Raw genomic sequence first — 12,210 nt, forward strand, 5'->3', positions numbered from 1 at the left:
GCGTTCCGGGGCGGTCATCCGGGGCGGCCGGACGTTTTCCGGCACTTTCCCTGGTGTTCTCCGGTGGCGAAAACCCCGTTGCACCGTCCGGTGGGGGCCGTGGTGCTCCGGGGAGCGGGACGCCTTGGGGAAGGCCTTCAGCTCCAGCCGTAGCGCTCCCGCAGCCGGTGCCTGACGAGGTTGAACCGCATACGGTCCAGGGCGCAGGCCTCCCGGCGCATGCCGTCCTCGTGCAGACGCAGGACCCGGTCCACGTCGACCCACGAGTCGCGGCCCGACCGGTCCCACGGGCCGCTGCCGATCGGCACCCACTCGCGATGGCCGTCGTGCCGCTTGCTGGACAACTGCACGGCGAGGAACGTCCCCGCCGGCTCGCGGGCGACCACGAGCACCGGGCGGTCCTTGCCGCGCCCGTCGTTCTCCTCGTAGGGCACCCACGTCCAGACGATCTCGCCGGGGTCGGGATCGCCGTCGTGCGCGGGCGAGTACTCGGTGCGCACCCAGCCCACCTCGCGCGGATCGGCCTGGACGGTGGCGGAGGGGCCGGAGCGGCCCGGGACGTTCTCATCGGTAAACGCGGTCACGGGGGCACCCTAGGGGGTGTCCGCATGGGCCCGAGGCATCCGCCCTGCTGGACCGGTACGGGGCCGCTCAGGCGGCAGTGGATCGCTCGGTGACCGGCGGCGCCGGCCACTTCTCGTGCCAGCGCAGCTCCGCCTCCAACTGCGCGGCCACCTGCACCAGCAGCGGTTCGCTGTTCGCCGGGCCCAGCAGCTGGGCCCCGACGGGCAGACCGTCCGCCGTGAAACCGGCGGGCACGTTGACGCCCGGCCAGCCCAGCACGTTCCACGGCCAGGCGTATGGACAGGCGGCGATCATCGCCCGGTCGGTGGCGAAACCGCTGAGCTCCAGCAGGGCGCCGATCCGGGGCGGGGGAGCGGCGGTGGTGGGCGCGAGGACGACGTCGTACGAGGTGAAGAACCCGCCGATACGGTGGTGCAGGACGCTCTCCGCCCGCCGGGCCGCCCGCAGCGGTGCCCCGCCGAGCAGCCGGCCCAGCCGGGCCGCCCCCAGGGTGCGCCGGTCCAGCAGCGCCGGGAAGGGCGCCTCGGCCACCCGCTCGGCGATCCCGGCGGTCGCGCGCGGCACGAAGGTCAGCCCGATCTGCCCGTACGGCGGGTCCGCCTCCTCGACCGTGTGCCCCAAGGCCGCCAGCCGGTCGGCGAGTTCGACGACCCGGGTCCGCACCTCCGGCAGGAGCCGGGCGGGAACCGCCGTGAACGGCGGCTTGAGGGCGAGCGCGATGCGCAGCCGCCCGGGGTCGCGGCCGACGGCCGCCGACGCGTCGACGGCCGGGGGCCGGTGCGGGTCCTGCGCGTGGTTGCCGCTCGCCGCGTCCAGCAGCAGGGCCGCGTCGGCGACCGTACGGGCCAGGGTGCCGTTGACGGTGATGCCCTGGAAGGACTCGCCGCGCGGCCAGGTGGACACGCGGCCGCGCTGCGGCTTGATGCCGACCAGATGGGTCCACGCGGCCGGGATCCGCACCGAGCCGGCGCCGTCCGAGCCGAGCGCGGCGGGCACCAGACCGGCGGCGACCGCGGCAGCCGAGCCGCCCGAGGAGCCGCCGGGCGTATGGGCCGTGCTCCACGGATTGCGGGTCGCGCCGAAGGCCGGCCCCTCGGTGAAGGGCCACTGCCCGAACTCGCAGGTGTTGGTCTTGCCGACGATCACGGCTCCGGCCGCACGCAGCCGCCGGACCGCCTCGCCGTCCTCGGGGACCGGCGGGAACTCCCCGCAGCAGCCGAAGGCGGTCGGCTCGCCGGCTACGTCCATGTCGTCCTTCACCGCCACGGGCACGCCGAGCAGCGGTTTGCTCACGCCCGCGGCCAGCTCCCGGTCGGCGGCCTCGGCCTCGGCGAGCGCCGCCTCGGCCCGGACGATCCGGAAGGCGTTGATACTGCCCTGCGCCGCCTCGATCCGCGCCAGCGTCCGCTCGACCAGCGCCAGGGACGTCACGTCCCCGGCGGCCAGCGCACGGGCGGTCTCCGCCAGGCCTGCGGCACGGTCGAGCGTCATACGGACACCTCCGGAAGCAGCTTCTCTACCGAACGGTAACGTCCGATGGCCGATGGTGGTACGCCGACCACAGGAGTGGACATTCACCCACCGGCCACATCTACCTCACTGGGCTCATCGGCTCCTGTTCAAACCATTGACGCCTCCCTGCCCCGCCCTTACTTTCTGATCCCCCACTCTGATCGAGTTGCCGAACCCTGTTCGGTATATCGACCCCTTGTGTCTCAGGGAGAGCCGCCCGTGACCTCACGCCCCGTCGCCCCGTCCCGCCGTACGCTGCTGCGCGCCCTGGCCGCCCTGCCCGCCTCCGCGGTGCTGCTGGGCGAGGCGCCCGGACTGCTCGGCGGTGCCCTGGCCGCCGCACCGCCGAACGGCTCCGCCACCCGGTACACGATCGTGCCGTTCCTCGACAGCGACGACGGTACGGTCAACGTCTACCAGTCGGACGACGCCACCGACTTCCGGCTGCTGCGCTCCTCCGCGTACACGCCGCCGGCGGGCCGGATCCGCGACGCGAGCGTCATCAGACATACCGACGGCTACTACTACGTCACCTACACCACGCGCACCTGGCAGGACACCAGCAGGACCATCGGCTTCGCCCGCAGCTCCGACCGCGTCAACTGGACGTTCCTGTACGACTACACCGTCCCCGTCGCCAACCTCTCCCGCGCCTGGGCGCCCGAGTGGTTCGTCGACAGCGACGGCAGCGTCAGCGTCATCGTGTCCTGCTCCACCACGAACGACGAGTGGATCTTCACGCCGTACCTGCTGAGGGCCACCAACTCGGCGCTGACGGCATGGAGTGCACCGGTGGCGCTCGCGGGCATCGGCGCCAACCACATCGACACGTTCATCGTGAAGACCGGCTCGACGTACCACGCCTTCCCGAAGAACGAGACGACGAAGTACATCGAGTACGCCACCGCCTCGAACCTCACCGGCCCGTACACGATCCGCAGGACGGGCGACTGGGCGGGCTGGGGCAGCTACCGCGAGGGCCCGGCGCTCGTGAGGCTCGACAACGGCGGCTGGCGCATCTTCTTCGACGGCTACGGCGACGGCACCTACTACTACAGCGACAGCCACGAAACCTTCGCCACCTGGACGGCACCGGCCGCGCTGCCCGGGATCTCCGGCACGGCACGGCACTTCACGGTCGTCAAGGAGACGGTCACGGGCGGACCGAGCCTGACCCGGAATACCACCCGCTCCTTCCGGTCCGCCAACTACTCGACCCGCTACTGGCAGCAGCAGTCCTCGCTCCTCAACCTGCCCGTGGTCAGCGGCTCCAGCACCACCGCCGAGAAGCAGGCCGCCACCTTCACGGTCGTCGCCGGCCTGGCCGACGGCAGCGGCTACTCCTTCCGCGACGCGGCCGGCAACTACCTGCGCCACTGGGACTTCCGCGCCCGCTTCGACCCGAACGACGGCACGAGCACGTTCGCCAAGGACGCCACGTTCATCCTCCGGACCGGCACGTCGCCGGGCTCCGTCCGCTTCGAGTCGTACAACTACCCCGGGTACTACCTGCGCCACTACGCCTACCAGCTCCGCGTGGAACGCCCGAACGGAACGGAGCTGTTCCGGCAGGACAGTTCGTTCGTGCCGGTGGCATCCTGGGTGTGACCTGCACCCCTGCTGACCTGGGCAATTGTGCTGGGGGTTGCGGAGTGATTCCCTCCAGTTCCCTGGTTTTCCCGGGAGTTCCCGGCCGAGTGTGCACTGGTTGTGCACTGGCACGAGCGGGGCGGGGTGCGCGATGAGATGGCGGTAGCAGGCCGTCAGGCGGCGGTCCGGGGTGGGCTGCGTTTTGGCTGACACCGTGAGTGAGTGCGGCCCAGCGTGCTCTCGTGGTGGCAGGGATCCCGGACCGATGCTGTGACGACCGTGTTGGGGGGTTGCAGCGTCCAGCGTGGGCACCGTTGCCGTCGGCTGTTCTCTCTCGAAGTAACCGGAGCAAGGACGCGGCGACGACATGCTCGTTACGCCCGATGCGCAGCATGCGACTCGGCAACTCTTCGCGACCAACCAGGTCCAGTGTTTGCCTTGTGCAAAGTCAATACTTGTCGAGGCATCTGAGGCACTGACTGCCCCTCGAGGCTGCGCCGATCGCGGATTACCTGGACGAGGCCGCGCAGGCGTTGTGGACCCGGCGAGGATGTGGCCGACTGTGGTCCACGATGCAGCCTGGCGCAGGGCCCGGTGCGGTGCGTGGGGTGCGGAGGGGAGCGCATGCGGAGGGGCGCGTTGGGATTCCACGCGCGGCCTGTTCATGGCCGGTCGTACCTGCCAACATCTTCATGTCAGTGTGGAGTTGGGGGGGCGCGTGGTGTCGGTGCAGAGCAATGATCAGCGGCTGCTGGAGCGTATCCTGGAGGACCAGCATCGCAAGCTGGCGCCGGACAAGAGCCGGGATGACTTCTTCACTTTCTTCGCCGCGGACAAGTCTCTGCAGGACTGGGATCTGGACAACGATGAGATCACGGACGGCATCGTCGACGGCGCGCATGACTGCGGCATCGACGGCATCTGGACGTTCGTGGACGAGCGCTACATCACCGCTGATGCGCATCAGTTTCTTCCGTCGCGTGCCGGCAAGATCGAGTTGGTCATCCTGCAGGCGAAGAACTCGTCGGGTTACCAGGAGTCGGTGATCGAGAAGCTGCACTTCCATCTTCCTGCTCTCCTGGACATGGGCCGGGATGAGGAAGACCTTGTCGCGCACACCAACGCCAAGCTGCTTGAACGTACGCGTCGCTTCTTGCATATCCTTGAGGAATTGGCGTCCTCCTTCCCGCAGGTGCGCATCAAGGTCATCTACGCGAACAAGTCGGCAGAGACACCGCACCCCAACGTAAAGGCCAAAGGTGACAGACTCAGGCGGGTGCTTGCGAAGATCACATCCGATACGCGGGCGGACCTGGAATATCTCAACGCCGCTGACCTGCGCGAGCGGACTGCCCGTGGAGCCAAAGCCGTCGCACAGCTGGTGTTTACTGAAACGCCGATGAGTACATCGCTCGGCGAGGGATACGTGTGTTTGGCACGGCTGGACGAGTACTACCGCTTCATCTCGTCCGACAACGAGGCTTTGCGCTTGGAGCTGTTCGAGTCCAACGTGCGCGACTATGCGGGGTCCACGGCCGTGAACAATGCCATCGGTGAGACCTTGAAGTCTGGGACTGGCGAGGACTTCTGGTGGTTCAACAACGGTGTCACCGTCGTCGCGGACGCTGCCCAGATTGCCGGTAAGAAGATCGTGGTCAGGGAGCCTCAGATTGTCAACGGGCTGCAGACCAGCCACGAGATCTACAGCTACTTCCAGAACGGTGGTCAGCACCGCGACCGGTCCCTCCTCGTGAAGATCGTGGTCGCGCCTGAGTCCGGCACGGCTCGCGACCGCATCATCCGGGCGACCAACAGCCAGACCCAGCTGCCCGCCGGCGCCTTGCGAGCCACCGAGTCCATCCAGAAGGACATCGAGGAGAGCCTCGGCCAGGCGGGCGGCTACTACTACGAGCGCCGAGCCAGCTACTACCGCAATCTCGGGTTTCCCCTCGATCGCGTCGTCAGCATGGCCAGGCTTGCTCGCGAGTTCACCGCTTTCGTGCTGCGTGAACCACATACCGCACTACGGCACTCCGACGCGCTGCTGCTCGACGATCAGCACTACGCGCAGATCTTCTCCCCACGGCACGATCTGGACATCTACCCCTTGTGCCTCGACGTGCACACCAGGCTGCGCGCGTTCCTCACCCACCACGCCGAGGATCGGCCTTTGTTGGGTGATTCGCTCGAAAACTGGCTCTATCCGTTGGCGGCCATGTCCGCCTACACCCTCACACGACTGCGGCAGCCTTCGCTGCGGGACCTTCTCAACATCGACCTCGGCCATCTCACCGACGACTTGATGTTCCGCATGACAGGGACTCTGGAACAGAGCTTCAAGAGCGTCCTGCGCCGCAACAAGGCCGGCGGCGTGGATCGGATCGCCCGTACCCCCGACTTCACCACCAAGATCCGCCAAGCCGTCGTGTCCCAGAGCCGTTACCGCATCGAAGGCTAAGCGTTTCGGAGACGCCACCGATCGTGCCAACGGCTGATGGGCCGGACTCACCCGGACAGCCCGGAGGTCCTGGTCGAGTGTCTGTGGAAACCGAGCCAGCGAGGTCCTCATCTGGCGGCGCTGCGGGCCCGCGTCTGCCGCTCCTCAGCCGGATACAAGGGGACTCAACGCGCTTTCGCGGGGCCTGGTTGTCCGAGCTCCAGTGGATGATGGGGCACTCACACTTATAGATCGAGGGGTACCCCATGGACCGTGACGCTGCGGACTTGGTGTCGTTTCTGAGCGCTCGTCTTGACGAGGACGACGCTGCGGCCCGCGCTGTGAAGGGCGAGGGCTCGGGGGCTCTGAGCGCCCGCGTCCTTGCCGATGTTGCCGCTAAGCGCGGGCTTCTGCGCTTCGTGGAGTGCCAACAGCGGAACGCCGGCGCCGGAGACTTCATGGTTCACGGGCCCGCCATGGTCATGCTAGCCGCGCTCAAGCCGGTGCTTCGCCACCTTGCTACTGCGTACGTCGATCATCCCAACTTCGATCCCGAGTGGGAGCCGAACGAGGACGAGTATGAGCCCGACGAGAGGTACAGCACCCGCAGCCGGGAGTAGGCACGGAAATGAGGGTCAGCTTCCCGCTGCTCGATGTCGACCGTGACATGGTTGCGGCCGGGATGCCACTCATGGTCTGGCACTGCCCGACCTCAGGCTCACCCCAGGCTGGCGGCTCCGTGCCGCGCTGCACCTGAGGCCGGGGCCCTCTTGACCCCGGAGGGGGACCACGGGCCGGCCCTCTAGCTCATCTGCTGGCTCAGTGAGCTTCTTCAGCGTTGGCGCTCCAGGGTGAGGACGGCCTTGGCAATTGACGTCATGCGGTTTGGACTGCACCGGGACCTGCGGAAGATGCGCCAGGACTTCAGGCGCGCGACGCCGCGCTCGACCGGTGCCCGTGCCGCGGCCAAGGCCCGGTTGACGGTCTTCTCGGTGAGCGTGAGTTCCTGCAGGGGCCTGCGCTTGATGGCCGTGGTCAGCCAGAGGCCGCCGCCCTGCTAGGCAAGGTCGGCCAGGATGGGCACGCCCTGGCGCTCGCACATGCGGATGATCCGGTGGGTGCGGGCAGCGGTCAGGCCATGGGCCCTGCCCGGGAGCGCGGGTGAGAGCCACAGCAGCCGGCCGTCCGGATCGGTAACCACCTGCACGTTCACGCCGTGTCGGCGGTGCTTATGGGAGTAGTCGGCTCGTCCGTCGCCGACCCGGTCGCACTCGGCGAGGGTGCCGTCCAGCAGGACGAAGTCCGCGTCGGTCTCGCGCAGGACCTTCAGCAGACCCGGCGCGTGGTCGGCGAGCAGGTCGATGACTGCCCCGGTGTAGGCGTGGGCGGTGGCCTCGCTGATCCCGAACCCGGCAGCGATCTTCGCCAGGGTGGTGTGCTCGCGCAGGTACACCAGTACCACCATCGCACGCTGCGACGGGCGCAGCTTGCAGCGCCCGTCGCCCTCACGGGTGACGATCAGCATCGTCACCCACTCCACGGGCGCATGCGGCAGGTCGAGCGCGGCAAGATAGATGACCAACGAGGCCCCCGAGCAACATGATTGAGACGTCAGACATCTCGATCAACACCCCGAGAGCCTCGTTCGTTGCCCATGGTGGACGTCACATGATCGGTGGCCAGCTCGAAGAAGCTCACCGATCCAGAACCCCGTTCGGCTGATCACGCCCACCGACCGGTATGCGGAAGCCGTCTGACTGTCACCAGGCAGCCACGATGTTAGCTGCTGCAGCAAAGTCTGCGTTCTCGATACACTGCCGAATTTGCCCCTCTTCTGTTTCCCGCCCCAGGGCTGATAGAGCGTCAGCCACTGTGCCGAGGGTGACGGGTAGGTGCGCCGCGAAGGCTTCGGGAAGTTTCGCCGTGAGCTTGCTGTAGAGAGTGAAGGACTCTGCGGCTGCTTGCAACGCCGCCCCCTCTTCTTCGTGGAGGTACAGTCGGATCCCGGCATAACTGAGAAGCGTTCTGGCGAGCTCAGAAGTGAAAACGCTATTTGTCTCCGACAGTTTTCGGTAGTGCAGGACCGCCTCATTGGAGACGTCCAGCGCGTCCTGCCGCTCGCCCACTTTCGCCAGCTGGTACCCGAGATTGCTCAACGACATGGCATAGCGCTCTCCGAAGGCGTCCCAGTTGTCGCTCGCCAGACGCTGGTGGATCTGTACGGCTTCCCAGGTGGCTGCCACTGCTTCGTGCATGCGCTCTTGGAGGGACAGCCGCACTCCGAGATTGCTCAGCGCGTTGGCGAGGTCCAGCTCGTAAGCCGCACGGTTGGTACTCGCAAGGGAACGGTTGAGTTCCACAGATTCCTCGGCGTGGGCCAGCGCTTCGTCGTGACGTTCCGCCTCTGCCAGTATTAGTCCTAGATTGGTGAGGGAATTGGCCAGATCCGGCCCGTACATGTCCCGGTTGGCGTGAACCAGTTGCCGGTAGAAATGGACTGCGGCCTCACCAAAGAAGACGGCTTTGTCGAACCACCGAAGTTGCAGCATTTGCGTGCCGAGGGTGTTGGCGGAGTCCGCCAGGCCGGGTAGGGAGTCAGCGGGGTTTTCCTCGTATAGCGCTTTTCGGATCATGAAGGCCGACATCGAGGCTTCAACAGACTGGCGAAACCTATCGAGCTTCCTCAGGACCATGCTCAAGTTGGCTAAGGATGTGGCATAGCGACGCCGGTCGTCCCGTGTCTCTACGTGACGAGATCGGATCTTGACTACTTCTTCCAGGTTGGCTCGTGCCTCCTCTAGGCGCCCTAGTTCCATTAGGGCGACGCTTTGCTGACTCAGCGCATGGGCGAGATCGCATTCCTCCCCGGTGCGTGTCTCTTCCAGTCGTCGTTGGATCCTGACGGCTTGCTCGGAGGCAATCAGGGCGTCGTGGTACCGACCGAGGCCGGAAAGAATGGCCGATTGGTTGCTGAGTGACTCCGAAAGGGAAGGTAGTTGGGCAGCCTGCTCCAGCGCCAGTCGCCGCCGGATTTTGATCGCCTTCTCAATGGCCGCCAGCGCCTCCTCGTTCCAGCCCGCCTGACCGGCGCTCACGGCCAGCTCGCTGTGCAGGGCGGCCTGTTCCGCCGGGTCGGAGGTGTTGGCCAAAAGGTAGGAGGTCGTCCTTCTGAGGACCGCAACTCTTCCGGGCGCAAGTTCTGGATATGGCCCGTCGGGAAAGCATAGCTGGATGCCTTCCAGCACCTGCGGCTCTATCTCGGGGATTTCGGCCAGGGATATGAGCGCAGCACTGCCAGCGGCGACTGCCAGTGCAGGGTCGTTGAGCAGGATTCCGTTGAGGTGCTCTGCAACGTGGGACCAGCGACCCGGGGATGCTGCTGCGGCCAGGAAGCCGATGGTCCGGGGAGTCCAGGGCGCGGCGAAGCCTTTTGCGGTCCTTGTGAGCAGCTCCTGGATAGTGGAGGAGGCCCAGGGCTGGGCTGGGTAGTCGGCGTGGTGGCCGGGCAAGGTGAGTGCGAGAAAGTCTTCCGCGAGTCGGTCTGGGTAGAGGGGTTCCAGTGCGGAGAGATATTCTGTTTCGTTAGGCGGGCTGGGCATCAAGGGCGGATAGCAGTGGACGTGATCAGTTGCCACATGTTCAGTGCCGGGGGCAAGGCGCAGGCTGTCGAGTACTTGAATGGCCCGGGCCCAAGGCAGCGCTCCGGTGAGGGCGGCGGTGAACACTGCCCGTTCCATGGATGCGGGCGGAGTGTGGTGGGTGCGCTGGCCTGGTGTGAGTTCGTGGGTTCCGTCGCCGTAGAGCCGTGCCCAGTGCAGGTGTTCACGGTCCAGCAAATACAGCGTAAGTCCTTCGGGCGTCTGAGGGGGGCGGCACCCTTGGGCCGAAGCGTCGACGGCGACGAGCGCGGCCATGTGAACGGTCAGGGTCAGGCCCATCTCCGGGTTCTCCAGAGGGCTGGGAGACGCGACGTGGGCGACGTCCTGGAGTCCGTAGCAGGCGGCAAAGGCGTTACGGGCGGTGGTGAACATCTGCAAGCGACCGGCCGGCCCGTCTGGCAGGGGGCGCAACTGTGTGCTGCTTACGTCTACTTGGTGGTTGGCGAGCGTTGCACGGATGGGTGTCCAGGCCTCTGCGCTGCGGGCGACCAGCAAGATGCGGGTCGGGATCGTGTGGTGGAGCAGTGCGTTGCTGAACAGCCAGGTGAGGTGCGAGAGCGGCCACTGGTCGGCGTAGTCGACGATCAGCAGGACTCCTGCGGCATCGGTCAGGCTTAGGTCTTCTTGGAGGCTGGGTGATGGCCAGACCAGGCCCGGGCCATGGAGAGCGGTGACGGCCTTCCAGCCGAGTACCGCAGATTCCGCCGCCAGTTGGTCCGCCAGTCGGGTCTTTCCCTGCCCGCCGGGCCCATAGAGCCAGCGTACAGCGAGGCGCGATTCCTTGTCCCGCCACTCGCGTAGTTGGGCGAGTTCGTCCTGACGTCCGGTAAAGTCGACGACTTGGAAGTGGGCATTCAGCATGCGACTGGGCAGTTCACGTAGGAACTTGGCATCGGTTACAGGTGGGGGCTTCCGGTTCGCCAGAAGGTACACGGGCACACCATCGCCGAAGACGTGGATATCAGCGCCCTGCACCCCGTAACCGACACCACTCTCCACCCTGACGCTCTGCTGCGATGCGATGGGCTGGCGGCCCTTGTCCTTCTCGAACCTCACCGGTTGCCGTCTCCCTCATCACCGCTCAGGCTCCTAGGTGGAGGTGGGAGCGTCGCCCCTGTGGCGCCCGTTTCGTAGTGGCTGACATTTCCATTCATTGACGCATAACCGGCACCGCCCCTAATCACGATGCTCTGGTATTGGTGCGACCGCCCGCGGCCACCATCCCCGGATGGGTCAGGCTCAGGTGGCCGAATTTCCCGCCGAACCCCAAGCATGGAAATAACCAGACCTGCCAAGGCAACGAACAACGCTAGAACACTAGCAATCTTGTCTGCCTTGTCCCAGCCGACCACGATCAAATAGGCCGCCAAGGACGCGGTTGCGGCACCTGCCGCTGCGCCACCGACCCAAGCCTGAACCCGCCCCGTCATACAGTCATGGTTCCCAGACACCGGCGAGCTGCAACCTCTCCCGCGGGCGCAGTGAGCTTCTTCGAGCTGGCCACCGATCATGTGACGTCCACCATGGGCAACGAACGAGGCTCTCGGGGTGTTGATCGAGATGTCTGACGTCTCAATCATGTTGCTCGGGGGCCTCGTTGGTCATCTATCTTGCCGCGCTCGACCTGCCGCATGCGCCCGTGGAGTGGGTGACGATGCTGATCGTCACCCGTGAGGGCGACGGGCGCTGCAAGCTGCGCCCGTCGCAGCGTGCGATGGTGGTACTGGTGTACCTGCGCGAGCACACCACCCTGGCGAAGATCGCTGCCGGGTTCGGGATCAGCGAGGCCACCGCCCACGCCTACACCGGGGCAGTCATCGACCTGCTCGCCGACCACGCGCCGGGTCTGCTGAAGGTCCTGCGCGAGACCGACGCGGACTTCGTCCTGCTGGACGGCACCCTCGCCGAGTGCGACCGGGTCGGCGACGGACGAGCCGACTACTCCCATAAGCACCGCCGACACGGCGTGAACGTGCAGGTGGTTACCGATCCGGACGGCCGGCTGCTGTGGCTCTCACCCGCGCTCCCGGGCAGGGCCCATGGCCTGACCGCTGCCCGCACCCACCGGATCATCCGCATGTGCGAGCGCCAGGGCGTGCCCATCCTGGCCGACCTTGCCTAGCAGGGCGGCGGCCTCTGGCTGACCACGGCCATCAAGCGCAGGCCCCTGCAGGAACTCACGCTCACCGAGAAGACCGTCAACCGGGCCTTGGCCGCGGCACGGGCACCGGTCGAGCGCGGCGTCGCGCGCCTGAAGTCCTGGCGCATCTTCCGCAGGTCCCGGTGCAGTCCAAACCGCATGACGTCAATTGCCAAGGCCGTCCTCACCCTGGAGCGCCAACGCTGAAGAGGCTCACTGAGTAGGAGAGAAGCTCCTACCACGTCGCATGGCCGCGGATGACTGGCTGTTCTGTCGTAATCCGACCC

6 protein-coding genes and 2 pseudogenes are annotated in these 12,210 nt (G+C 66.6%); 4 read left to right on the forward strand and 4 right to left on the reverse strand.

The features are described 5' to 3' along the window. Positions 1 to 137 precede the first annotated feature (137 nt). A complete protein-coding gene (locus CP976_RS38155; RefSeq protein ID WP_150484441.1) occupies positions 138 to 584 on the reverse strand; it encodes a type II toxin-antitoxin system PemK/MazF family toxin in 447 nt (148 codons plus the stop codon). A 67-nt stretch (positions 585 to 651) separates the two neighbouring features. Then, the gene (locus CP976_RS38160) at positions 652 to 2,076 is read right to left on the reverse strand and encodes an amidase (RefSeq protein WP_150484442.1); all 1,425 of its coding nucleotides are present in this window, start codon (positions 2,074 to 2,076) and stop codon (positions 652 to 654) included. Between the two features lie 240 nt (positions 2,077 to 2,316). Between CP976_RS38160 and CP976_RS38165 the strand changes: the two genes are divergently transcribed. The 3 genes from CP976_RS38165 to CP976_RS38175 all read left to right on the forward strand — a co-directional run bounded on the left by CP976_RS38165 (position 2,317) and on the right by CP976_RS38175 (position 6,744). After that, complete coding sequence (locus tag CP976_RS38165) at positions 2,317 to 3,705, forward strand: glycoside hydrolase family 43 protein (protein WP_150484443.1); 1,389 nt, start codon at positions 2,317 to 2,319, stop codon at positions 3,703 to 3,705. Between the two features lie 682 nt (positions 3,706 to 4,387). Further along, positions 4,388 to 6,145, forward strand: a complete 1,758-nt coding sequence (locus CP976_RS38170; RefSeq protein WP_229875676.1) for an AIPR family protein — start codon at positions 4,388 to 4,390, stop codon at positions 6,143 to 6,145. A gap of 245 nt (positions 6,146 to 6,390) precedes the next feature. Further along, a complete protein-coding gene (locus tag CP976_RS38175; protein ID WP_229875678.1) occupies positions 6,391 to 6,744 on the forward strand; it encodes a DUF6221 family protein in 354 nt (117 codons plus the stop codon). Between the two features lie 212 nt (positions 6,745 to 6,956). Here CP976_RS38175 and CP976_RS38180 read toward each other — a convergent pair. Together CP976_RS38180 and CP976_RS38185 are read right to left on the reverse strand one after the other, a co-directional pair. Next, positions 6,957 to 7,706: pseudogene (locus tag CP976_RS38180) on the reverse strand (transposase). Between the two features lie 178 nt (positions 7,707 to 7,884). Next, positions 7,885 to 10,839 carry a tetratricopeptide repeat protein gene (locus CP976_RS38185; protein WP_150484444.1) on the reverse strand — a complete coding sequence of 985 codons (2,955 nt, stop codon included), beginning with the start codon at positions 10,837 to 10,839 and terminating at the stop codon, positions 7,885 to 7,887. A 541-nt stretch (positions 10,840 to 11,380) separates the two neighbouring features. On the opposite strand from CP976_RS38185, the pseudogene CP976_RS38195 reads away from it, so the two are divergent. Beyond that, positions 11,381 to 12,130 (forward strand): annotated as a pseudogene (locus CP976_RS38195) (transposase). The last annotated feature ends 80 nt before the right edge of the window (positions 12,131 to 12,210 follow it).

The sequence above is a fragment of the Streptomyces coeruleorubidus genome, assembly GCF_008705135.1.
In the GTDB taxonomy this organism is placed as follows: domain Bacteria; phylum Actinomycetota; class Actinomycetes; order Streptomycetales; family Streptomycetaceae; genus Streptomyces; species Streptomyces coeruleofuscus.